18 protein-coding genes are annotated in these 26,113 nt (G+C 35.3%); 15 read left to right on the top strand and 3 right to left on the bottom strand.

Annotated elements, in window-relative coordinates; all coding sequences use genetic code 11:
* Positions 1-100 precede the first annotated feature (100 nt).
* The 3 genes from porU to BUR19_RS01240 all read left to right on the top strand — a co-directional run bounded on the left by porU (position 101) and on the right by BUR19_RS01240 (position 7,665).
* On the top strand, positions 101-4,093 hold the full coding sequence (gene porU, locus BUR19_RS01250) for a type IX secretion system sortase PorU (RefSeq protein WP_074233120.1): 3,993 nt from the start codon (positions 101-103) through the stop codon (positions 4,091-4,093).
* 43 nt (positions 4,094-4,136) lie between these two features.
* On the top strand, positions 4,137-5,267 hold the full coding sequence (porV, locus tag BUR19_RS01245; protein ID WP_074233119.1) for a type IX secretion system outer membrane channel protein PorV: 1,131 nt from the start codon (positions 4,137-4,139) through the stop codon (positions 5,265-5,267).
* A 142-nt stretch (positions 5,268-5,409) separates the two neighbouring features.
* Positions 5,410-7,665 (top strand): FUSC family protein, encoded by a 2,256-nt coding sequence (locus BUR19_RS01240; RefSeq protein WP_074233118.1) that lies wholly within the window; start codon positions 5,410-5,412, stop codon positions 7,663-7,665.
* Positions 7,666-8,145: 480 nt separating this feature from the next.
* Here the strand turns inward: BUR19_RS01240 and BUR19_RS01230 are convergent, their stop codons facing one another.
* Positions 8,146-8,757, bottom strand: coding sequence for a 4'-phosphopantetheinyl transferase family protein (locus BUR19_RS01230; RefSeq protein ID WP_074233116.1), 612 nt, complete (start codon positions 8,755-8,757; stop codon positions 8,146-8,148).
* A gap of 144 nt (positions 8,758-8,901) precedes the next feature.
* On the opposite strand from BUR19_RS01230, the gene BUR19_RS01225 reads away from it, so the two are divergent.
* The 11 genes from BUR19_RS01225 (at position 8,902) to fabF (ending at position 23,218) form a co-directional block, all read left to right on the top strand.
* On the top strand, positions 8,902-9,279 hold the full coding sequence (locus tag BUR19_RS01225; RefSeq protein WP_074233115.1) for a hypothetical protein: 378 nt from the start codon (positions 8,902-8,904) through the stop codon (positions 9,277-9,279).
* A 203-nt stretch (positions 9,280-9,482) separates the two neighbouring features.
* The gene (locus tag BUR19_RS01215; RefSeq protein ID WP_074233113.1) at positions 9,483-10,565 is read left to right on the top strand and encodes an efflux RND transporter periplasmic adaptor subunit; all 1,083 of its coding nucleotides are present in this window, start codon (positions 9,483-9,485) and stop codon (positions 10,563-10,565) included.
* A 25-nt stretch (positions 10,566-10,590) separates the two neighbouring features.
* Complete coding sequence (locus tag BUR19_RS01210) at positions 10,591-13,782, top strand: efflux RND transporter permease subunit (RefSeq protein WP_074233112.1); 3,192 nt, start codon at positions 10,591-10,593, stop codon at positions 13,780-13,782.
* Entirely contained in the window at positions 13,760-15,205 is a 1,446-nt protein-coding gene (locus BUR19_RS01205) for a TolC family protein (protein WP_074233111.1), read from the top strand. Before BUR19_RS01210 ends, BUR19_RS01205 begins: the two co-directional genes overlap by 23 nt.
* Positions 15,206-15,358: 153 nt before the next feature.
* On the top strand, positions 15,359-16,792 hold the full coding sequence (locus tag BUR19_RS01200; RefSeq protein ID WP_074233110.1) for a helix-turn-helix domain-containing protein: 1,434 nt from the start codon (positions 15,359-15,361) through the stop codon (positions 16,790-16,792).
* Between the two features lies 1 nt (position 16,793).
* Entirely contained in the window at positions 16,794-17,912 is a 1,119-nt protein-coding gene (locus BUR19_RS01195) for a tetratricopeptide repeat protein (protein ID WP_139297240.1), read from the top strand.
* 148 nt (positions 17,913-18,060) lie between these two features.
* The gene (locus BUR19_RS01190; protein WP_074233108.1) at positions 18,061-19,713 is read left to right on the top strand and encodes an ELWxxDGT repeat protein; all 1,653 of its coding nucleotides are present in this window, start codon (positions 18,061-18,063) and stop codon (positions 19,711-19,713) included.
* 129 nt (positions 19,714-19,842) lie between these two features.
* Positions 19,843-20,436: a TetR/AcrR family transcriptional regulator gene (locus BUR19_RS01185; protein WP_074233107.1), complete on the top strand. Its 594-nt coding sequence runs from the start codon at positions 19,843-19,845 to the stop codon at positions 20,434-20,436.
* 43 nt (positions 20,437-20,479) lie between these two features.
* Positions 20,480-21,202, top strand: a complete 723-nt coding sequence (locus BUR19_RS01180) for an SDR family oxidoreductase (protein WP_074233106.1) — start codon at positions 20,480-20,482, stop codon at positions 21,200-21,202.
* 349 nt (positions 21,203-21,551) lie between these two features.
* Positions 21,552-21,983, top strand: a complete 432-nt coding sequence (locus BUR19_RS01175; RefSeq protein WP_074233105.1) for a PaaI family thioesterase — start codon at positions 21,552-21,554, stop codon at positions 21,981-21,983.
* Positions 21,983-23,218, top strand: coding sequence for a beta-ketoacyl-ACP synthase II (gene fabF, locus BUR19_RS01170; RefSeq protein WP_074233104.1), 1,236 nt, complete (start codon positions 21,983-21,985; stop codon positions 23,216-23,218). The genes BUR19_RS01175 and fabF overlap by 1 nt, the downstream gene beginning before the upstream one ends.
* Before the next feature lie 146 nt (positions 23,219-23,364).
* On the opposite strand, the gene BUR19_RS01165 is transcribed toward fabF, so the two are convergent.
* Positions 23,365-23,889, bottom strand: a complete 525-nt coding sequence (locus tag BUR19_RS01165; protein ID WP_074233103.1) for a HugZ family pyridoxamine 5'-phosphate oxidase — start codon at positions 23,887-23,889, stop codon at positions 23,365-23,367.
* 171 nt (positions 23,890-24,060) lie between these two features.
* On the opposite strand from BUR19_RS01165, the gene ahcY reads away from it, so the two are divergent.
* On the top strand, positions 24,061-25,374 hold the full coding sequence (ahcY, locus tag BUR19_RS01160; RefSeq protein ID WP_074233102.1) for an adenosylhomocysteinase: 1,314 nt from the start codon (positions 24,061-24,063) through the stop codon (positions 25,372-25,374).
* Positions 25,375-25,554: 180 nt separating this feature from the next.
* On the opposite strand, the gene BUR19_RS01155 is transcribed toward ahcY, so the two are convergent.
* Positions 25,555-26,070: an FUSC family protein gene (locus BUR19_RS01155; protein ID WP_083600618.1), complete on the bottom strand. Its 516-nt coding sequence runs from the start codon at positions 26,068-26,070 to the stop codon at positions 25,555-25,557.
* Positions 26,071-26,113 lie beyond the last annotated feature (43 nt).

Genomic DNA, 26,113 nt, shown 5'->3' with positions numbered 1-26,113 from the left:
ATTGTTTCCCTTTTTTTGATAGAACGCAATTAAATTAATTTTATTATATACCATTTTTTTAAAAAAATCGTTTATTTTGTAATCTTAATAAATAACATTGATGAAATTCAAATTTTATACATTCGTTTTCTTTTTTATATCTGTTCTTGGACTTGCTCAAAAAATTAATCTGAATTGGGAAGGTACAAAAGTAATGGACTATGGTACCGAGAAAATAACCTACCCTTTTTTTACGAATCAGAGTTATCATGCAGATGGCAACTCTATTTTTGTTAACGTAAACATAAAAACGGACAATCAGCTAAAAATAGATCAGTTTCAATGGCAGGAATTATCGAGCAAGGATATTCACGATCTTAAAATAAACTCTATAACTTCGAACCCTTCTACAAGTATCAATTATTTTTTTAATGATACTGAAAATGCTAATAATGCTAAAGTAAAGGTCGAAGCTATAAAAGTGGAGAACAATAAGATCTATAGGCTCATATCTTTTAATATCGACCAAAACAATGAAAAAATTACTGCTTTATATAAAGGAAATAACAAATACGGAACTTCTGAAAACCCTTTGAAATCTGGAACTTTCTATAAAATAAAAGTTGACAAGTCTGGAATTTTTAAAATTACCAAACAGTTTTTACAGCAAAATGGAATTAATGTATCAAGCATTAATCCTAAAAACTTCAGAATATATGGTAATGGTGGAATAATGCTACCTGAGCACAATCAAGATAAACGGTATGATGCTTTACAAGAAAATGCTATACAAGTCGTGGGAGAAGAGGATGGTGTTTGGAATGATAATGATTATGCATTATTTTATGCCCAAGGACCAAATGGCTATAATCTTTATGATAAAACAAATGGTGCCGGAGTAAAAAGAAGAGAATTCAGAAGACAAATTGCGCCAAACAATTTTGTTAACATATATGAAGATTATTCTTATTATTTTATAAATTTTGACATTGGTGCTGGAAAAAGAGTTCAGTCAGTCGATAACAGTTTACCACAAGACTTGATAACCCGTTATGATGATTATCAATACATTAATGAAGAAAAATTCAACCTTGTCAAATTAGGAAGAACCTGGACTGGCGATGCCATACAGGGAAACAGAGATATTACTTTCACAACAAAATCTCCAATGCAGCCTGATGATGTTATAAGATTCAAGACACAGGTGATTGGTTTTAATGCTCAGTCTGGAAATATTAAAATCGATATCAATGGATCAAAACGAGATCTAACATTAAGCCCTACAGATCAAAGCTTTGTACCAATAACTCATGAAGGAGCATTATATAATCAAACAGGGAATAGTGTAAAAATAACCTACACAACCAATGTAAGTGCAAATCCTAATGCCAGTTTTTATTTTGATTTTGTTGAAGTTCAATATAAGGAAGATTTAAATTTCAATAATTCTCAAATGAATTTCCGAGATTATGATATTGTAACAGGATCAGGTCAATTGTATGGATTTTCTGTAAAAAACACATCTGATTTAGACCAAATTTGGGATGTGTCCGATATCACCAACGCAAAAAAAATTACGAACAAAAATTCTCAGCCTTCCACATTTAATTTTGGTTACTTAGCTAATAGTGAGTTTTTCAATAATGAGTTTACAGCATTTAAAAATTCAGCAGCTTACGAGCCTGGTTTTGTAGGAAGAATTGAGAATCAAGATTATTCTTCTCTTAAAAATTTAGACTATTTGATTATAACTCAGCCTGCTTTTATAAGTCAGGCACAAAGATTAAGAGATTTTCATAAATCAAAAAATAAATGGGCTGTCGAAGTTGTAGATGTCAACAAAATTTACAATGAATTTAGTAGTGGCAGTAAAGATATTACAGCTATCAGAGATTTCATAACAAGGTTGAATACTACTAATGGTAAACTTAAATATGTCTTATTAATTGGTGATACTTCTTATGATTTTAAAAATCGGACTCCCAATAATACAGATGTTATCCCTAGCTATCAAAGTGAGAACAGTGCAGATGTAAAAGCTTCTTATGTTACAGATGATTATTTTGTAATGACTGCTCCTCAAACTGTGACTGATCTAAGTCAAGTTCCAGATATTCCTATTGGAAGACTTCCAGCCGACAGTCCACAAGAAGCAAAATCAATGATTGACAAAATATTGGCTTATGACAATGAACTACCAAACCAATCTAACCCTTTTGGAGAATGGAGGATGAAATTAGATTTTGTGGCAGATGACGATCACGACGGTAGCGGACCAAAACAATCCGATGGTACTTATGTAAAACCCCCATTTCATTATTTAGTAGATTATGCAATAAATCAAAATTTTTCTGAGACTAATCGATCAGAGTATAATATTCGCAAACTTTATTTAGATGCATTCCCTGCAGTTACCAGTGCAGGAGGACAAAGATATCCGCAAATCAACCAAGCAATTACCAACGATATGGGTAATACGCTTTATTTATTTTATTTTGGACACGGAGGAATCAACGGGTGGGCACAGGAAAGAGTTTTGACATCAACAGAAGTACAAGGATTCAATAATTTTACATCCGTATACAGCAGATTTCCATTTGTATCTACTATCACCTGTGAATTTACATTATGGGATGAGCCTAATACCAATTCTGTTGGTGAGCAAGTTATAAAACATACAACAGGAGGTGCGGCAACAATGATTACTTCGAGTCGAGCGATTACAGTAGATTATGGAAGAAAATTCACTCCAATTTTCACTAAAAATATGTTTACCTTAAACTCTGATGATTTTAATACTATAGGAAATGCTCATCTTAAAGCTCGACAAGAATATTATACTTACTCTGACCCAGGTTATGGTGCTTCATCCGACCCATTAAGGGTCAATTTTTTAGGCGATCCAGCAATGAAAATGAGTAGACCTAAACGTCTTCTAAAGATCACTAACATTGACACACCAATTCCCAATAAAATTAGAGCCTTGGATTTTGTAAAAATCACAGGACAAGTTATGAAGCCAGATGGAGTAACTAAAGATGAAACTTTCAATGGCCGCGCGATCATCAATGTTTTTGATAAAAAAATGAATAAAAAAACACTCAACAATGATAATTCCAGCCAAATGCTTCCCGCTATGGAATATACTGAGGAGCCAAGCGCCATTGTAAAAGCTTCTGGAAAAGTTGATAAAGGCGAGTTTAAAGTAGAATTTTATGTTCCAAAAGATATTAATTATGAAATTCCTGTCGTAAATGGAGAAACCGTAAAAGGCAGAATACTAGCTTACGCAGAAAATTTTGAAGATGCAAAAAGAAATGGAACTGTTGCCTTTGATGTTTTTAATAATCAACCGCAAGTAGTTGGAGACATTAATCCTGACGGGATAAATGACTCAGAACCCCCGGCAATCAATCTTTATATGAACAACACCAATTTTGCTAATGGTGGTATTACAGATCAAAATCCGATGCTTTTAGCTTGTGTAAAAGATAATATGGGTATCAATTCTACTGGTGCAGGGATTGGGCATGATATTACATTTGTTTTGGATGGCGATATCATTAATACAACTTCGGTAAACGATTATTTTTCTCCCGGCGATGGCAACGGATGTAGTTTTGGGGATCTTAAGGATTATCAAAAAGGTTCTGTTACATTTCCTTTCAAGAGTTTAACTCCTGGTGAACACCAATTAGTTTTTAAAGTTTGGGATATCAATAATAATTCTACTTCTTCTACGTTAAACTTTGTAGTAAAAGATGAGTCTGAAAAGAAACTCACTGTTAACAGACTTCTTAATTGGCCAAATCCATTTACTAATAAAACCTATGTTCAGTTTGAACATAATTGTGATGACATCTTGGACGTGAATGTTCAGATCTATACAATAACAGGTAAAATAGTTAGAACATTATCAACCAGTATATCTGCAGAACCATTCCTGCAGGGCTTCAGAACACCAAGACAAGCCATAGAATGGGACGGAAAAGATGATTTTGGTGATACGGTTGCAAAAGGTACATATATTTTTAAGATATTTGCACGCAGCCAGAATCAGGAGAAATGTTCAGGAAGCGCAACAGCTGTAGAAAAAATGGTTCTATTAAAATAAAAAATTAATATATCGGTAAAACTTTTACCTTAAAAGAAAAAAAATGAATTTAACAAAAAGATTATTTTTAGGATTAGGAATTGGCGTTAGTGCCTTTGCCTTTTCCCAAAGCAATGTTCAGCCAGTATTGACGGGTGCTCCTTTCTTGAGAATATCTCCAGATGCAAGAGCTGGTGGTATGGGAGATCAGGGGGTTGTGACATCTACAGATGTTTTTTCGCAGTTTTGGAATGCTGCAAAATATCCTTTTGCAAAAGTTTCTTCCGGATTTGGAGTTAACTATACACCATATATGAGTAAGCTGACAAGTGATGTATTCTTGCTTTATGGTTCTTATTATACATTTTTAGGTGATGATGAGCGTTCTACTTTGAGTGCGAGTATCTATTACTTCAATATGGGTGATGTAGATTTAACAGATTTCGTAGGTAATGAGGTGATTCAAGGAGGAACAGCAAAACCAAATGAATTCTCAATCGACGTAGCTTACGGTTTAAAATTGAGTGATAACTACTCAATGGCGGTTACTGGTAGATTCATCAGATCTGATATCGGCGGAGGTTTCAACTCCAACAGTACTTTGAAACCAGCTAATACTTTTGCAGTAGACGTTTCCGGTTACTATATGTCTCCGAAACATGAAAGTATCAGTGGATATGAAGGTCGTGTAAAAGCAGGTTGGGCAGTTCAGAATCTTGGTCCTAGATTAGATTATACAGGAGATGAAGAATCCAGATCTTACCTTCCTACAATGGCAAGATTAGGTTTAGGTTATGATTTATTAATTGATGATCAAAACCGTTTCAGTTTAAGTGGTGAAGCTTCCAAAATCTTGGTTCCTGGTCCGGATGACACAGGTAACGTTCCAAACGTTGGAGTAATGGAAGGAATTGGAAAATCTTTCAGCAACAAGAAAAGTATTATGTTCAGTGGAGCCGCAGAATATTCTTATGACGAGACTTTCGCATTGAGAGCTGGTTATTTTACAGAAGCACCGGAGCAAGGAGCTAGACAATATGCAACTGTGGGTGTTGGTTTCAAATATGCTTCTTTCGGATTAGATCTTTCTTATTTGATCAATACGTCTAAAATCAATTCAGCTTTGGATAATACTTTAAGATTTGGATTGACTTGGAACATTGGTAGTGAAACTTACAACGCTCAAGATTATTAATTTTCCGAATTAATAATTAATTATAAAATTTTGCCAAGGCTTTCCGCTTTGGCATTTTTTTTTGATTAAATTTAAAATTAACTTTACGTTTAATCTCATCCTGAATATCCCATTAAACCATTACTTTCTCTAAATTTGCAAAATGAACTACAGTTCCGAACTCAAAAAATTCTTAACCAGCCAATACATCTATTCCGGAGCAAGAATCGCTTTAGCAATAGTGATTCCAAGTATCATCTTGGCACAGTTTGGTTTGCTTAAAGAATATTTTCTGTTTCCATTAGGAACGAGTTTCGTAGGATTGACAGATCAACAAGGTCCTTTTATAAGAAGAAGAAACACTTTAATATTATCTATTTTTTCCTTCTTTTTGATTGCACTTTTAGCAAGTTTACTCAAAGGATTTCCCATTGCAGTTTATTTACAAATCATTGTTTTCGGATTTTTCTTTTCGATGATTGGTGTTTATGGGATGAGATTAGCAACCTTTGGATCTATCGCACTTGTAGTCCTTAGTATCTTTATTGACGGGCATCTTACAGGAGATGATATTTTCAAAAGCACATTCATATTTTTCTTGGGCTGTTTATGGTTTTTTATTATTTTTTTGATTGTTTCAAAGTTACAGCCCTACAAATTAGCCAGTCAGGTTGTTGGTGAGAATTATTTGGAATTGGCAGATTATCTCAGAATCAAAGCCGGACATTACACCAAAAATCCAGATTTCGATTCGTTACTGAATCAATTGATTACCCAACAAGTCAAAATCAAAAATCATCAGGAAGATACCAGAGAAATTGTTTTCAAAACCAGACAAATAGTCAACGAGTCTACTACACAAAGTAGAATTCTAATGTTAATGTTCCTCAATTCCATTGATCTTTATGATAAGCTTCTAACTTCTGAAAACGACTATAAAAGAATGAATCAGGTTTTTGGAGAAACAAAACTTCTTCAAAATATCCACGATTATCTTTTGGTAATGGCAGATGAGATTACCAATCTGGGCATTTCTCTCCAAAGCGGTTTGCCTTATAAAGAAATCACCAATTTCGATAATGAACTGAAGAAAATTTACGATGAATTTTTCGATCACCGCGCCAAGAAATTTTCTTCCGAAACAATGGAAGATTTTATGATGATGCGTCAGGTTTTGATGAGAATTACTGAGATTACGGATGAAGTCACAACTATTTTAAAAGTCAATTCTCAGGATAAAAAATTAGCAAAAAGTTTATCATCAGGATTAGATTATTCTCAGTTTTTACCACAAGAAGAAAAACTAAACCTCAAAGTTTTATTCTCCAATTTTTCTCTTAATTCGGGACATTTTCGTCACGCTGTAAGAGTAACAATTGCATTGCTGATAGGTTATATTGTTTCCAGGTTTGAGATTCTCGGCATTGGACATTCTTATTGGATCCTCATTACCATTATTGCCATTCTGAAACCTGCTTATGCAACTACAAAACACAGAAATCTTTTGCGTTTCTTCGGAACTTTGGCAGGTGCAATCATTGCGTATATCACTTTACATTTTGTTGATGAACCTACAACATTGTTAATTATACTTCTTGTGAGTATGATTATCTGTTTCAGTTTGTTGAAGTCCAATTATTTCTGGGCAGTTTTGTTTATGACGATTTATATTTTCTTGTCTTTCAACTTTTTAAGACCTGGAAATATCAATCTCATCTTCAAGGACAGATTATTGGATACAGCGATTGGAGGAATTGTAACTTTCTTAGTCGCATACTTTATTTTGCCAGTTTGGGAACACACTCAGAATCTCGCTTTGATGAAAAAATCTTCAAAAAGTAATCTGGATTATTTCCGATTGGTAATGGATCATTTTTTGAAAAACGAACCGGAGGATCAGGATTTCAGACTGAAAAGAAAAAATGCCATCATCGATTTAGCGAATCTTTCCGATAACTTCCAAAGAATGATTTCTGACCCAAAAAATCAACAAAGAAAACTGGAAGCAGTTCATCAATTCGTGACAACAACGCATTTGATTACAGCTTATACAGCTTCTTTATCACAATACGCCAAATCTGGTCACGAGTTTCCGGAAATCGATTTTCAGAATTGGAAAATCAAAATCTCTGCAGAATTACTGCGCACATCGTCCCTGCTCTATCAACAAGATTTGGATGAACAAATACGTTCCGAAAGCCGCATAAAACCGGAAGATCAGGTTTTTGATTTATTAGAAAAAAGAAAAGCAGAATTGGAAAATCAAGTTTTTTCCGATGAGAGGAAAACCTTTACGGTAAGTCATTTGACAGAAATCAAAAACATCAAAGAATTACTGGAATTAATCAATGATGTTGCAAAAGACCAGCGGAAAATTATAGAGGAATATTTGATTCATCAATCCAAAGCAAATGCTTAAAAAAAAGCAACTTGTCATTTCAAGTTGCTTTGTGATATTAGTTAAGATACTTTTATTTTTTTATCATCTTGAAGTGTGTAAAATTCCATTCTCTAATTTTACATTGACCAAATAGATTCCTGACACCAGTGATGATACATCCAGCCGATGATTTTTTGGGTGAATCGAGCTTAATAAGTTTATCCGGTCAAACTTAGTATTGATATTTCCTTAATATAATAATTCATCTGTTCCACATCTTCGAACTTTATTTTCGAAGCTATTTTCAAACTCAAATCAACAGTTTGTTGTTTACTTTTGCTCAAAACCAAACTATCTAATAATTTGGAAATATTCTTTTGAGCAACGAAAAAAAATGGAAACAAAAAAAATAATATAAGCAGGCTCTTTCTCGGAACTATCATTCTCATTAATATAATTAGAACATAAAACACACCAATTACCGCAATAATTTTCACAATCTAAAACTCTGATTCATAATCAATCTACAACGGCAAAACAATAGTTATCGAAGAAAGAAATTTTGGCTTTGTAAAAATCTTCATTCTCCAAATCATAAACTCTACTTTTCACAGTGAATTCTTCCTGCAATTCAAAAGATAAAACATCGTAATGCTTTTTCAATGACCAATGTTTACTATGATGAATTTTGTAAAGCGCTTCTTTCACACACCAGATTGCCGTTAAAAAATCAACTTCCTCAGAATTATCAATATAAACCTCTTCGTGAAGAATAAATTTGTGTCGAATGTTCTTGATTTTTTCTTTACGTTTTTCAAGATCTATTCCCAATTTCTTTTTAGAAATGGCCAAAGCCGCCAACGGATAAGAATGACTGATTGAAATATGGAAATCCTGCGGAAACAAATAAGGTTCGCCATTTTCTCTGTAAAGAATTTTGTGATTGGGAAGCAATACTTTCAGCATTTTCCTTACCATCAAAAACTCCGAGATTTTGTTCGGATGATAGCCTAGAATTTTATCCTGATTTTCTGGCTCCAGCAAAAGATCAGAATCCAATTCTTCATTTTCATCAAATTCCCAAATCAGAATTTGAGCAATATCATCGGAGAGATCTTTGTAAAGCGGCATCAATTACTTTTTAGAATGGCTAAAATTAATAAAAAAAGACGACTTCAAAAATGACAATCCTGATTCTCAGAACTTAAAAATGCCTTAAAAATGAGACTTTAAGATTATTTTAACAATTATCCGATGTAAATTTGCAATATCAAAATGAAAAACGCAATCGTATATATTCTAATGTTTATTTTTCTGCTCTTCACAGCAGAGAACAAGCAGACGCTTGATTTCCAGCAAGATTTTGGAACTCAGAATGTATCATTGCACCTTCTTTCTTTTGCAAAAAAACATCATTTGAATCATACTTTGGAGAAAACTGCTCTACAGCAGATCAATGATTCTTTGGATTCTCCTGAAGAGATTAATCTGAACTTTTCCGATGCTCTTAATGTAGTTGCAATTGCAGCAACATTCGGCTTTGGTTATCTTTTACATTTATATTTCAGACGCAGAACGCAAACTTTTCACGAGCCAGAACTTATTCTTTCTTCGGTAAAAAGATTTATTCTGCTGCGTACGATCCGTATTTAAACTTCAACTTTTCAAAAACAAAATTACCCTTATTCCAAAGTGGTAACATTCTTTGTTGTTTTTGAAAAATTCCCCTATTCAACCTTGAATGATCATTAGCAATGATTTTAACATTTATTTTAATTCTAAAATCTGATGTCCAAAATCTAATCCTTGTTATCATTCTTTCAATATTCAATCAAAAAAAATAAAATTTATTTAAAATGAAGAGAGTCACACTTACTCTTATTTTCAGCACATTATTGATGATTTTAAGCTGCAACGACAAGAAAGAAGAAAAAGAAGAATCTGTCGTTTACCCAACAACGTCTCCTTTAAAAATGGACACCGTGATTAACAAAGAATTTGTTTCCCAGATCAGATCCGAGAGAAATATCGAGATCAGAGCACAGGAAAAAGGATTCTTAGAAAAAATATATGTTGATGAAGGTCAACACGTACAAGCAGGACAGGTTTTGTTCAGAATTATGCCTCAACTTTATCAGGCCGATGTTTTGAAGGCTAAAGCAGAAGTTGCACAGGCTGAAATTGAATTACAAAACTCTAGCACATTAGCTAATAACAATGTGGTTTCCATTAATGAAAAAAGAATGGCTAAAGCTAAATTAGATGCTGCAAAAGCTGAATTGAACTTAGCTCAAACCCATTTATCTTTCACTACTATCAAAGCCCCATTTTCGGGAATTATCGATCGTCTTCCTCTTAAATTAGGAAGCTTAGTAGATGAAGGCGACCTATTGACAAGCCTTTCCGACAATGGTGGAATCTTCGCCTACTTCAATGTTTCCGAACCAGAATATCTTAACTATCAGACGCATTCTGCAGAACGGGGAAACAATCAGGTTTCTTTGATTATGGCAAATGGAGAAACTTTCCCAAATAAAGGAATTATCCAAACCATTGAAGGTGAGTTCGATAATGAAACTGGAAATATCGCTTTCCGAGCCAAGTTCCCAAATTCAAATCAATTACTAAGAAACGGAGAAACAGGCAAAATCCAAATGACGCTTCCTCTTAAAAATGCTTTGATTATTCCTCAAAAAGCGACTTACGAAATCCAAGATCAGAAATATGTTTTCGTAATTGGAAAAGATGGCGTTGCAAAATCAAAAAACATCAAAATCGCTTATGAATTACCTGATATCTATGTAGTTTCCGAAGGTCTTGATGTTGGAGACAAAATATTGCTAGAAGGTGTTCAAAAGGTGAAAGACGACCAGAAAGTGGAAACCAAATTCCAGGATCCGAAAAAAGTCTTGAGCTCATTAAAATTACAAGCCAACTAATTTTTCCTTATAAAAACGAACAATTATGTTTAAGAAATTCATTCGCAGACCAGTTCTGTCTATCGTAATCTCTTTGATTATCGTATTTATGGGAGTCTTGTCTTTGGTAAAACTTCCTATAACGCAATTCCCTTCTATTTCTCCGCCAAAAGTAAATATCACGGCGGAATATCCTGGAGCTAATAACGAATTGCTGATTAAATCTGTTGTAATTCCTTTGGAACGTGGACTAAACGGTGTTCCAGGAATGAAATATATGACTTCCGACGCCGGAAACGATGGAGAATGTTCCATCCAAATCGTTTTTGATTTGGGAACTGACCCAAATGTTGCAGCTGTGAACGTTCAAAACCGTGTATCATCTGTTGTTAACAAGCTTCCGCCATTGGTAGTTCGTGAAGGTGTTAAAATTACTCGTGAAGAGCCAAATATGCTAATGTATATCAACCTTTACAGTGATGACCCGAAAGCAGATCAAAAATTCCTTTTCAATTATGCTGATATTAATGTAATGTCAGAATTACGAAGAGTTAGCGGAGTTGGTTTTGCTGACATCTTGGGAACTCGTGAATATGCAATGCGTATTTGGCTGAAACCTGATAGAATGACAGCTTACGGTATTTCTGCAGACGAAGTAATGGAATCTTTGAATGCCCAAAGTTTGGAAGCTTCACCAGGAAAAACAGGTGAAAGTTCTGGTAAACGTTCTCAGTCATTTGAATATATTCTGAAATATCCAGGTCGTTTCAATAATGAAAAAGATTATGGAAATATCATTCTGAAAGCTAAAACTGACGGAGAGTTTGTAAGACTGAAAGATGTTGCGGATATAGAATTTGGTTCCTCAATGTATGACATCTACTCTACTTTGAACGGAAAACCATCAGCCGCAATTACCTTGAAACAATCTTATGGTTCTAACGCAAGTGATGTTATCAAGAATGTAAAAATATTAATGTCTGATTTGCAGAAAACCTTCCCAAAAGGAATGCATTACGAAATCAGTTATGACGTTTCAAGATTCCTGGATGCATCTATTGAAAAAGTTGTTCATACTTTATTCGAAGCATTCATATTAGTAGCAATTGTAGTTTTCCTATTCTTAGGAGACTGGCGTTCTACATTGATTCCGACAATTGCCGTTCCGGTTTCATTAATAGGAACATTTGCGATAATGTCCGCTTTTGGAATTACATTAAACTTGATTTCACTCTTTGCTTTGGTGATGGCCATCGGAATTGTCGTCGATGATGCGATTGTTGTGATAGAAGCCGTCCACGCCAAGATGGAAGAGAAGCATCTGTCGCCACTCAAGGCAACGGAAGAGGCGATGCACGAAATCAGCGGTGCGATTATCGCAATCACTTTGGTAATGGCTTCGGTTTTCATTCCGGTTGCGTTTATGTCTGGTCCGGTTGGGGTTTTCTATCGTCAGTTTTCAATTACGATGGTTTCATCCATCATTTTATCTGGAGTTGTGGCTTTGACATTGACACCGGCTTTATGTGCAATTATTCTAAAAAACAATCACGGAAAAGAGAAAAAGAAAACACCAATCACAAGATTTTTGGATGGTTTCAATAACTTGTTTACAATTGGAGCCGGGAAATACCACAACTTATTAACTAAAGTTGTTACAAGAAAAATGGTAACACTTCCGTTATTGGTTCTTTTCTGTATCGGAACTTTTTTCTTGAGTAACAAACTACCTTCGGGATTCATTCCAAGTGAAGACCAGGGGATGATTTATGCAATTATTCAAACGCCGCCAGGTTCAACTTTGGAAAGAACGAATCAGATTGCTTTGCAACTTCAAAAAGCATCTGAAGATATCGATGGCGTTTCATCTGTTTCATCTTTAGCAGGTTATGAGATTTTGACCGAAGGAACAGGTTCTAACTCAGGAACTTGTTTGATTAACCTTAAAAATTGGGACGAAAGAAAAGAATCTGCAACAGAAATCATTGAGCAACTGGAACAAAAAGCGAAAGAAATTCCAGGAGCGAATATAGAATTCTTCCAACCGCCATCAATTCCCGGTTATGGAGCTGCAGGAGGTTTTGAATTAAGACTTTTGGATAAAGCAGGAAGCGGTGATTATCACAAAATGGAACAGGTCAGCAATGACTTTGTAAAAGAATTAAAAAAACGTCCGGAACTGGGTTCTGCATTTACATTCTATTCTGCGAGTTTTCCTCAATATATGTTGAAAGTCGATAATGATTTGGCGGAACAAAAAGGCGTAACGATAGAAAAAGCGATGGATAATCTTTCAACATTGATTGGTTCCAATTACGAAACGAGTTTCATCAGATTCGACAGACCCTATAAAGTAATTGTTCAGGCCGGTCCACAGTATCGAGCTTTGCCAAGTGATTTATTGAAATTATATGTCAAAAATGATAAAGACCAAATGGTTCCTTATTCAGATTTTATGCATCTTGAAAAAGTTTATGGATTGTCGGAAATCACAAGACATAATATGTACAACTCTTCCGAAGTGAGTGGAACGCCGGCTCCTGGATATAGTTCCGGAGATGCAATCAAAGCGATTCAGGAAGTTGCAGATAAAACGTTGCCAAGAGGTTTCGGAATCGATTGGGCAGGGATTTCTAAAGACGAAGTTTCCAGAGGTAATGAAGCGATTTACATTTTCTTGGTTTGTCTTGGATTCGTGTATCTGATTCTTTCTGCTCAATACGAAAGTTTCATTTTACCGTTGCCAATTATTTTGTCATTACCAACGGGGATTTTCGGAGCGTTTTTATGTTTGACACTTTTCGGATTAGAGAATAACATTTATGCACAAGTTGCAATGGTAATGCTCATCGGATTACTCGGAAAGAACGCCGTATTAATTGTTGAATTTGCTGTTCAGAAAAAAGCAGAGGAAGGACTTTCTACAAAAGAAGCTGCGCTACAAGGAGCATCTTTGAGATTCCGTCCGATTTTAATGACATCATTCGCATTTATCGCGGGATTGATTCCATTAGCATTAGCAACAGGACCTGGAGCTGTAGGTAACAGAACCATTGGAACTGCAGCTGCGGGAGGAATGCTTATCGGAACTATTTTCGGATTGATGATAATTCCTGGATTGTATTACATTTTCGCCAACATCGCAGCTAAGTCAAAACTGACTTACTATGAAGAAGAAAATCCTTTAACAGAAAACACTGAACCTTACCAACACGATGGAAAATTTGAAGATAAATAAAAACATAATAGCTGGGGCATTCATTTCATTAGCATTGATTGGATGTAAAGCGCCAATGGCGACCAAAATTCAGGATAGAGTAAAAGAAACTATTCCTCAGAATTTTGAGAATCAGACTGCATCGGAAAACAATTCCGGAATCACGCCTTGGAAAGAGTTTTTCACAGACCCGAATCTTGTGAATCTGATTGATGAAGCTTTGAAAAATAATCAGGAATTAATGATTACGCTTCAGCAAATCGAAATCGCGAAAAGCGATGTGATGTACAAAAACGGAAAATTGAGTCCGACTGTTGCAGCAAAATTAGGAGCCGGAATTGAAAAAGTTGGCCGCTATACAAGTACCGGAGCCGGTGATGCTTCCACAGAAATAACCGATGGAAAAGAAGTTCCAGAGAATTTAGGGAATTTCGAAGGTGGTTTGGTTGCCAATTGGGAAGTTGATATTTGGCATAAACTGAGAACTGAAAAACAAGCTGCTGTTGCTCATTATTTGTCAACGGTTGAAGGAAAGAATTTCGTTCTGTCAAGTTTGATTGCTGAAGTTGCTGATAATTATTATGAATTACTATCTCTTGATAATCAATTGGATATTATTCATCAATATATGGATTTGCAGAAAAAAGCACTTGAAGTAGCAAAAATTCAAAAGCAGGCAATGGCTGCAACTGAATTGGCTGTGAAAAAATTCGAAGCTGAATTGGCAAAATCCAATGCCACTGAATACGATTTAAAACAGCAAATCACAGAAAAGGAAAATCAAATCAATGCTTTGCTTGGACGTTATCCGCAGACGATTGTAAGAACAAAAGAAAGTTTTATGTCAATTGTTCCTCAAACAGTTTATACGGGAATTCCGTCTCAGTTATTGGCTAATCGTCCTGACATCAAGCAAGCTGAATTAGAATTACAATCTGCGAAACTAGATGTAGAAGCGGCGAGAAAAGAATTCTATCCAAGTCTGGAAATCAATGCTGCGCTTGGTTTGGAAGCTTTTAATCCTTCATATTTGGTAAAAATGCCAGAGTCGATTGCTTACAGTTTGGTTGGAGAATTGGCTGGTCCGCTGATTAACAAAAGCGCGATTCAAGCGCAGTTCAAGTCAGCTGATGCAAGACAAATCCAAGCTTTGTACGAATATGACAAAACCATTTTGAGTGCTTATCTTGATATTACCAATCAAATGTCGGCGATTAAAAACCTCGATAAATATTATGAAATGAAGTCTCAGGAAGTTCAGGCTCTTGACCAAGGAATTGACATTGCCAATCAATTGTTCAGAAATATGAGAGCGGATTATCTGGAAGTTCTGATGAATCAGCGTGATGCGTTGGACGCCAAAATGGAACTCATCGAAGCTAAGGAAAGGCAGCTGAGCACAGTTGTCAACATCTACAAAAGCTTAGGTGGCGGTTGGAAATAAACATTCATTATTCTCTCTATACGCGATGCTCTCGGAAATTTTTTCGGGAGCATTTTTTTGCGACATATTCAATATTTGTGATATAAAAGATAATTTTTTGAAAAAATATTTACATAAATTTACTGGTTTATAAGCAATCAAGCCTATTTCGTTTTGAAATTAATTTTAGCATTTTTTATCGTATTCGGTACAATCATCAAAGCGCAAAATAGCCGGGATGCAGAAACTTTGTTCCTGGAATCCAAGGATTTACTTTATAAAAAACCTTCAGAATCTGCTGTTATTTCAGAATTCCTTTCCAAAAACAGTTCGGATAATAATGATAAAATCAAAGCACTTTTACTTCTTACCGAAAGTTATCTGATAAGAGGCGATTACAACTCGGCGAGTGAGAAATTATTTCAATGTCTGGAACTTTCAAAAAAGTCTAATCGTCCTGAAAATGAATTTCAAATCAACTTTCTTTTGGCGAGACTTTGTGATGAATTGGGAATCGAATTTTCTCAATTATATCTCATTAAAAATGAAAAAGAAATCACTCAGAATTATTACGAAAAAGCCATAAAATCTTACTCTGATTCTAATTGGAATCAAACGATTAAGGATTTAAAATTATTTGAAAAACAGAAAAATAAATCTTTTCCAGAGCTTAGCAATTTCTATTACGCTCTCTCCTATTCCAATCTCGGAAAGTTGGATTCAGCACAATATTATGCTCAGAAAATTCAGCGTTACGAGCCTTATTATTTTTATGTGAAAGCAAAGATTCAATCCTCAAGAAAAGAATCTGATAAGAATATTGATTATCTCGAACTTTTAAAACCAATTGAAAAGAAAGTTCAGGATGTTTGGCTGAGAGAAGAGATTTATAATTTGGCGGTTCAGAATTTTAATGAATCAAAAAACAAGGAAAAATATCGGGAATATTATCAGCTTCAGACTGCTTTGCAAGATTCTTTGAGTTCAGTGAAGGAAAATGCAAGAATATCTTTTTTAAATAAAATTGGTCAAAAACAAGATGAAATTCTGGAAGGAAAATCAGAACAACAGACAAAGATAATTTACTTCATCGCCATTGCGATTTTGCTTGTGTTCATCATTGGATATTTTATCAATCGGAAATTAAATCAAAAACAAAGCACCTACGAAAAATCCAAACAGGAAGCTGAAGACAGAGAAAAATTCATCGCTGAAAACAAAGCGCAGGAAAGTGCAGGAAAAATTGTAATTCCTGATAAAACAATTAGTTTTCTGTTGGAAAAACTAGAAAAATTCGAATCAAATGATGAATATTTGGATTCAGAGATTTCGCTTAATCTTCTTGCAGAAAACCTGAACACGAACACAAAATATTTATCCGAAATCATCAATACTTATAAGAATAAAAATTTCCACTCGTACATCAATGAACTGAGGGTCAATTACATCATCAATAAACTAAAAAATAATCCGGTCTATCTTAAGTACAAAGTCAGTCATTTGGCTGAAGAAGCCGGATTTTCTTCACATAGTTTGTTTTCTACCGTTTTCAAGCAGGTTACAGGACATTCGCCGGCTTCGTTTATTAAAACTATTAAAAATCAATAAGATGAGAGTATTTAGAATTTTCATATTAATGATTTTGATTGTTTTGGGAAATTTTTCTTTTGCACAAAACAATAAAGAAATTGACAGTCTGATTGGTTCTGCTAATGCATTTTTATTCAAAAATCCTGAAAAGACCATTGAAATCGGGAAAGACATTTTGAAGAAAAAAGATATTTCTGATTCCTATAAAATCTCATCTTACATCTTGATATCTAACGGATATTCGGGTTTGAGCAATTACCAAAAAGCGATTGAATTTGCCTTGAAAGCCAACGAATTATCGGAAAAAGCAAAAGATAACGCTAATCAAATCAGAACTTTAGGATTAATTGGAAATCTCTATATCCGTATAGAAATGCGTGACGAAGCGTGGCATTATCTGGACAAGGCGGACAAACTTTCGCAATCGGTTTCTCTGCCAGATTCTATGAAATATCTGATTGGAAATATCAATCTGCTGAAAGGTTTTCTTTATAAAAGAAGTCTAGATTGTGGTTATGCGATTAAGCATTTTAATAAGGCCATTGCGGAATTCCAGAAAGATAAAGGCAATGGCTTTGCAGTTGCCAATCTCGGGCAGGCTTACAATCAGAAAGGTTATTGTTATCTGAAAATCGATAAAGATTCGGCGCAAGTCAGTTTTGAAAAAGGTTTGGCTGATGCCAGAAAAAATGGCGCAAAATCTCTCGAATGTAATGCATTGATCGGGCTTTCTGAAATCAAAAACTCAAAGAGTGATTTCAAAATATCAAATGAAATCTTGTTTTCCGCACTTCCACTTTCCAAAGAAGTGAATCAAATCGAAATGGAAAGCAGGATTTACAAATTATTGGCTGAAAATTACATCGGACTTGATGATTTTGAAAATCATTTGAAATACCAAAATTTATTTGATTCTATCCAATCCAAATTTTCTGAAGAAGAAATAAAAACGGTTAACGAGCTCATCAAAAAAAGAAACGAGTTCAAACAGAAAACTTATGAATCAAAACAAAAAAATTATAAAATTCTCATTTGGATTCTTCTTGGGATTTTATTGATTTCAATCCTTATATCAAGTTATTTTTTGGTCATAAAGTCAAGAAAAATTAATAAAAACATCAAAAATAAAATTTCTTAATCTAAAAATAATACAGATAAAACCATCTGTTTTTCAAGTAATTAAAAATAAAAAATTTTTGTTTTCTTGAAATTTTCAGATATCTAAAAGCATACTTCTCCGCTTTCTTAGATTAAGGTTCTAATTTTACTCAAAAGAAATTATTTATATGAAGAGTAAATTTATCCTTGCGGCATTATTGGTTTCATTTCTGGAAATTAGTGCTCAACAGACGCCAGTCTTTAAAATGGTAAAAGACATCAATCCTTCCGGAGATTCTTTACCGGAGAATCTTATCAAACTTGATTCAAAAATTTATTTTGTAGCTGATGACGGCGAACACGGAAAAGAACTTTGGGTCACAGATGGCGAAGAGACAAAACTGGTAAAAGATATCAATCCCGGAAGTAATGGTTCTGACATTGGTAATCTAAAAATTCTTAACGGAAAATTGATTTTTACTGCCACAGATGAAACTAACGGAAATGAGCTCTGGACATCTGACGGAACAGAAGCCGGAACAGTACTTGTGAAGGATATGTATCCCGGCAGCGGAAGCTCTTATGCTTTTGAATTTGTGGAGTTCAACAATGCGTTATACTTCAGGTCAGAGGATGGCATTCACGGAACCGAACTTTGGAAAACCGACGGAACAACAGCAGGAACCGCAATGGTTACAGATCTCCGTGAAGGAGAATTTGGTTCCAATCCTTCTTATTTCACTGTTCTGAATAATAAGCTTTACTTCAATGCTCTTGACGGGTTCGATTATGACAATGGACAACACGGCTTCGAACTTTGGGCAACAGACGGGACTGCGGCAGGAACGCAAATGGTAAAAGATATTCACGCAGAAAGTTCCAACCCTTCAAACCTGAAAGCATTTGGCAATAAAATATATTTCAATGCCGACGACGGGACAAACGGTATAGAACTCTGGGCAACGGATGGAACCAGCGGTGGGACTTATATGATAAAAAATATCAATACTGATGGAAATGGAAACTCTCTGCCTGCAGATTTTATTGACTTTAATGGAAAATTATTTTTTACAGCTTACAGCAGTGAAACCGGTAGAGAGATCTGGACAACAGATGGTACTGAAGCTGGAACTAAAATCTTGAAAGATGTCTACGAAGGAACTGAAAATGGTGTAATTCCACAGTTTAAATATATCATTTATAACAATAAGTTATTTCTAACATTAAGAGATGCGGAGCACGGCGGAGAAATCTGGGTAACCGACGGAACACCGGAAGGGACTCAATTATTTATGGATGTTTTGCCGGGGCCTGGTGATTCTATGGGCATTACTATTTCACCAATGCTTTTCCAGGTGATGGGATGTAAACTATACTTCAGAGCTGTCAATAATGAAGAATATTATCAGTTATGGAAATCCGACGGGACAGTTGCAGGAACCCAAAAGATAACAGCCGACCCAGAGAATCCTTCGCAGGACGCATTAGGATACACACCATATTTTACTGCAATGGGAGACAAATTATACTTTACTGCCAAATACAATGACAGCGGATACGAATTATGGACTGTAGCTGCTGACGAAGCAATGGCTGTAACCAATTTTAATAAAAATAAATTCTCTCTTTATCCAAATCCAGCCGTTGATATTATCAATATTTCCGGAGATTCGCAGATCTCTTCTGTTCAGGTTTATGATTATTCTGGGAAATTATTATTGGGTAATCCAGCTAATACAAAAAAACTACAGCTGAACGTTTCTTCTTTACCAAAAGGAAATTATGTTATTAAAATTTTATCTGAACAAAAAAGCAGTTCGTATAAAATTATCAAAAAGTAAGATTTTTCAATTTTAAAGTTTAGCCCGAGAGTTTTTTGACTTTCGGGTTTTTATTTTCAAATAAATTTTCAAAATATACCAATTGGTATATAATTTAATTATCTTTGCAAAGTCAATTTAGAAATCAAAATGTCAAAAGCAGAAAAAACAAGACAGTTCATCATCGAACAAACCGCAGAACTTTTCAATAAGAAAGGTTATGCTGGAACCTCTTTATCGGACATTACTTCTGCGACAGGATTAACAAAAGGAAGCATCTACGGAAATTTCGAAAACAAAGATGAAGTTGCCAAAGAAGTTTATCTCTACAATTCCAAAAGACTTCAAAACAGTTTTATCGGTCAATTGACGAGTGAAATGTCAACTCGTGAAAAACTATTCACAATTATTGATTTTTACAGAAAAACCTGGGAAATCAATTTCTCTCGTGGCGGTTGCCCACACTTGAACACAGCTGTTGAGGCCGACGATACAATGCCTTTTCTTAAAAATGAAGTCTCAAGAAATTTTGAAGGCTGGGCCAATCAATTCAGCAAAATTTTAGAAAAAGGAAAAACTCAAAACGAAATTGTAGAATCAATAGATTCTCAGAAATATGCTTATCAATTCATTACATTAATAGAAGGTGGAATTCTGCTTTCAAAAACGATGAATAACAAAACTCATCTTTTCAACGCCTTAGAAAGAATCGAAAAAATCATCGATAACGAATTAATCAAATAAATTTTTTTCAATAAAAATATACCAATCGGTATCAAATATCATTATGAAAACAACCAACAACACAGTATTTATTTCAGGTGGTTCAGCCGGAATCGGATTAGAAATAGCCAAATCATTTTCCGAAAAAGGAAACAAAGTCATTATCAACGGAAGAAATCAGGAACGTCTTGACAAAGCTTTGGAACAATTGGAAAATGCAGTCGCGATTCAGGGAGATTTATCTATCGAAAACGAAAGAATTAGAATTGCCAACGAACTGATTCAGAATCATCCGGACCTCAACATCGTCATCAACAACGCCGGAGAAGCTTATTACTATAACTTAGCAAACAACACCAATTCTTACGAATTAGCCAAGAAAGAAATCAATACCAATTACCTGACCATCATTCATTTTACGGAGTTATTGCTTCCACATTTGTTACAAAAAGATTCTGCGGTTGTCAATGTAACGTCTATCGCATCGCTGGTTTCTTACGCGCCTGTTCCGACTTACGCTGCCAGCAAAGCCGCACTTAGAAGTTACACGCAATCACTGAGAAATGCTCTCAAAGAAACTTCAGTTAAGATTTTCGAAGTTCTGCCACCTTTGGTCAACACAAGTTTTTCAACAGAAATCGGTGGCGAAAACGGAATTCCACCAAAAGAAGTTGCGGACGAATTATTGATAGCTTTGGAACAAAATCAGTTCGATGTTCCTGTTGGACAGACCAAAGTTGTACTTGGCGTTTTTCAGGAAGCTTTAGCAAAATTGAGTCAGAATTAAAAATCTAATATTTGTTTGGGCAGCTTAATCCGCCTGCAGTTTATCCTGAGCTTGTCGAAGGGCTCTCAAACCTAACGAAGTGGTTCGACGAAGTCAATCTTTTTTGCAGACGATTTTAGTTTAAATAGAACTCGAGTACAAGCAAAAAAGGATTTCCGCTCAAATCGAGGAACGAGATTCATCGATTCAAATAAAAATATACAAATAGGAGATAATTCGGGCTGCGAGTGATTCAACGCTAAACAAATTAAACTTATTTTTAAGACTCAATAATTGCCTTGGCGACTTATAACAATTTAATAAATTCAAAAATATTGCGCCTTTGCGATTAAATATAAAATCTAAAATTATGGACAGATTAGCACATTTGAAATCATTAATCGGAAAAGAATTCACAGACTCTCCTTCGCCTTTTATGCGTTGGCTGAAACCAGTTGTGATTTCAGCAGAAAAAGGTCATTTGGAATTTCAGTACACGATTCGTCCGGAATGGCTGAATCCAATTGGAAACCTTCACGGCGGCGTAACGGCTGCCATTATTGATGACGTTTTGGGCGCAACAATGTTTTCTTTGAACGAACCAACTTTCTATACAACGATTAATAATGTCATCGATTATTTCTCAATCGGGAAAGAAGGCGAAAATATCATTGCCGAAACACACATTACGAAATTGGGAAAACAATTCATCAACGCCACTTGCGAAATATGGAATTCTGACAAAACCAAACTGATTGCAAAAGGCACTTCAAATTTATTCAAAACACAAATTACAAGATAATGAAACGAGTTGTAATAACCGGAATGGGAGCCGTAACTCCTTTAGGAAACGACGTCGATACTTTTTGGAACAATATTCTGAAAGGCAAAAGCGGCGCTGATAAAATCACGCATTTCAATCCAGAGAAATTCAAAGTTCAGTTTGCTGCAGAAGTCAAAAACTTTGCTCCGGAAAAATATCTGGACAGAAACGAAATCAAAAGAAGTGACCTCTTTACGCAATTTGCTATCTACGCTGCTGCAGAAGCAATGCAAGATTCTAAATTAGATTTAGAAAATATTGAACCTTTTGATATTGGCGTTATCTGGGGAACCGGACAAGGCGGAATGGAAACCTTTGAAAATGAAGTTACTGAATATGTTTCAAGAGACGGAACACCGAGATTCAGTCCGTTTTTCGTACCAAAACTTATTGCTAATATGGCTTCCGGAATGATTTCTATGAAATATGGTTTAAGAGGAATCAATTATACAACGGTTTCTGCTTGCGCCACTGCCAACACTGCTTTTATGGATGCATTCAATTATATCCGCTGGGGAAAAGCAAAAGTAATTGTAAGCGGTGGTTCAGAAGCTCCAATTACACCAGCATCTGTTGGTGGATTTTCATCAATGAAAGCAATGTCAACAAGAAACGATAATCCAAAAGCCGCAAGCCGCCCTTACGATGTTGAACGTGATGGTTTTATAATGGGCGAAGGTGCCGGAGCGTTGATTTTGGAAGAATACGAACACGCCAAAGCCCGAGGTGCAAAAATCTATGCAGAACTAATCGGCGCAGCAATGACCGCAGATGCCTATCATATGACGGCACCTCATCCGGAAGGAATTGGCGCTGCAAAATCTATGGAATTAGCTTTACAAGATGCAGAGATTCTCCCTGAGCAAGTAGATTATCTGAATCCGCACGCTACCTCTACTCCACTTGGAGATTTAGCAGAACTGAACGCCATTAATAAAGTTTTCAAAGGCAGTCCAAATCTTGACATCAGTGCTACCAAATCTATGACAGGCCATTTGTTGGGCGCTGCGGGAGCTGTGGAAGCGATTATTTGTATCAAAACGATTCAGGAGAATATAATTCCGGCAACAATTAATGTTTCAAAGTTGGATGAGAATATTCCGGAAGGCATTAATATCATTACTGAAAATAAAGAAAAACCAATCAATATCGCTATGAGTAATGCGTTTGGGTTTGGAGGTCATAACTCGACGGTTATTTTTAGAAAAATATAAATTAAAAGCACTTAGGCTCCATTCAGTGTGACATTTCTAATATTAAATGTTCGAATTTTAGCAATGTCAGTCTGAGGTTCTCGAAGACTTTAGAACTAAAAAAGGCTTAGTTTTACTAAGCCTTTCTTATATATTTGAAATTGTAATTATTTCTGTGTGTGATTGATATCGTTTCTGTGTTCCATAATTTCAAGATTGGCATCTACGAAATATGCACTTCCAAAACCATTAACATAAGCTCCTTTTACAGGATGAAGAGCAACTAGGATAAAGTCAGTCATTTCATTCAAAACATCTACGATTTTTCCGTGTCTTTCTTTTAGTTTTCCAACGATGTCGTTCCAATCATCAGAATCTCTCTCGATTTGAGAAGTAGAAACCTCGACTGTTAATCTTTCTCTTGCATAAACTTGCTTCGTAGCAGACTCATCCTCGATGAACATTGCAGACACTTTTCTACCTTCAGCAAGATTTTTGGTATGTTTCGCCATAAAAGAAACCAAAACATAGAATTTGTTATCAATTTCTACAAATGGTGCATAGCTAGCATTTGGTGTTCCTTCTGCGTCTACAGTTGCCAAAGTTACGCTTAGCGTTTTAGCAATTAATTCTTTTACTTTTGGAGCAACTGGTTTTGCTTGTTTCTTTGCTTCTTCTGTATGTTCACTCATAATATATTTTTTTGATGCCACAAAAATAGTTATTTAGATTTAAACTAAATAAATTCTTGCTATGTAAATTGTCATAATTGGAAGATAACTTATGGTTTTTATATCTTAATTATATATCGTAATTTTGCACTTTGATTTCTAATCGATTTTAAACTTATTTTAATTATAAATATGAGTACAACAACACAATATGTTCCTTACAAAGTGAAGGACATTTCCTTAGCAGAATGGGGAAGAAAAGAAATTACTTTAGCTGAAGCTGAAATGCCAGGTTTGATGGCTATCCGTGAAGAATACGGACCGTCTCAACCGTTGAAAGGTGCAAGAATCGCAGGATGTCTGCATATGACAATCCAAACTGCAGTTTTGATTGAAACTTTGGTAGCTCTAGGTGCTGAAGTTACTTGGTCTTCTTGTAATATTTTCTCCACACAAGACCACGCTGCTGCTGCTATTGCTGCTGCCGGAATTCCTGTTTATGCTTGGAAAGGTCTTAACGAAGAAGAATTCGATTGGTGTATTGAGCAGACTCTTTTCTTTGGCGAAGACAGAAAACCATTGAATATGATTCTTGATGACGGTGGAGATTTAACCAATATGGTTTTTGATAAATATCCAGAATTCACAAAAGACATCAAAGGACTTTCTGAAGAAACTACAACCGGAGTTCACAGATTGTACGAAAGAATGAAGAACGGAACTTTGGTAATGCCAGCAATCAACGTAAATGATTCTGTTACCAAGTCTAAATTCGATAACAAATACGGCTGTAAAGAATCTGCAGTCGATGCTGTAAGAAGAGCTACAGACCTTATGCTTGCCGGAAAAAGAGTTGTAGTTTGCGGATACGGAGACGTAGGTAAAGGTACTGCTGCATCTTTCAGAGGTGCTGGTTCTATCGTTACGGTTACTGAGATTGATCCAATTTGTGCACTTCAAGCTGCAATGGATGGTTACGAAGTGAAAAGATTGGATACAGTGGTTGATAATGCAGATATCGTAATCACGACTACTGGTAATTTCAACATCGTAAGAAAAGAGCATTTCTTAAAATTGAAAGATAAAGCGATTGTTTGTAACATCGGTCACTTCGATAACGAAATCGATATGGCTTGGTTGAATGAAAACTACGGTCACACAAAATCTGAAGTGAAGCCTCAGGTTGATATCTACACTATCGAAGGTAAAGAAGTTATAATCCTTGCTGAAGGTCGTTTGGTAAACCTTGGTTGTGCGACTGGTCACCCATCTTTCGTAATGTCTAACTCTTTCTCTAATCAGACTTTGGCTCAGATCGAACTTTGGACTAACTCTGCAGCTTACGGAAACGAAGTTTATATGTTGCCTAAGCATTTAGATGAAAAAGTAGCAGCTTTACACCTTAAGAAATTAAGCGTTGAGCTAGAAGTTCTTTCTCCAGAACAAGCTGAATATATTGGTGTTGATGTGAAAGGACCTTTCAAACCTGAGTATTACAGATATTAATTTTCTGCTTAATGATAGAAAAACCTTCTCAAATCTGGGAAGGTTTTTTATTTTTAGGACTTAATCCCGCTATCCGCTCATACTCCTCGTTCCAGCGTTCGCCAAATCACAATCCCCCAACTCTCCCACTTTACTGCAGGGTAGCCGCTACTATCAGGACTAAGGATTTTGTATATTTCTTCAATGTTTCAGATACGTTTGACCATAAATCTTGAATTTCGAAAAAACAAAAGTGATAATCAGCGCCACAAAACATCCGATGCAGACACAAATCACGCGCTCAATAGGAATCAGCCAATCGTGAGCCTGATTTTCCTCAATCAAAACAATAACCATCGCTGCGAGAGCTGAACGAAGCGTATTATCCAACCTTAACGCAATTCCTACAAGAATCGTCAAAGCCACACCAATACAAATCAATAAAATATTAGGAATTGGAATCAGAAATAAAATCATTCCGATAGAAGCGCCGAGAAGATTGGATTTGATTCTGTCATAAGCCAGCTTATTACTATTATCCGGCGAGAAAACAATCACAACCGAAATCAACGCCCAATAAACAGGATACTGCGGCAAAAAAATGTAAAACAAATAACAAATAGATGCACCGATTACACATTTCACTAGATAAATCCACTCAGAAATAGAAACTCTTAATCTTAAAAATTTGGAAAACTGTTGTATGAAATTCGACATCAATATCTTGCTAGAAATAAGACTTCAAAATTATAAAACATAA

This window comes from Epilithonimonas zeae (assembly GCF_900141765.1).
Lineage (GTDB): Bacteria > Bacteroidota > Bacteroidia > Flavobacteriales > Weeksellaceae > Epilithonimonas > Epilithonimonas zeae.
Note: the sequence above shows the minus strand (reverse complement) of the source record. Positions and strands in the feature narration are given on the sequence as shown.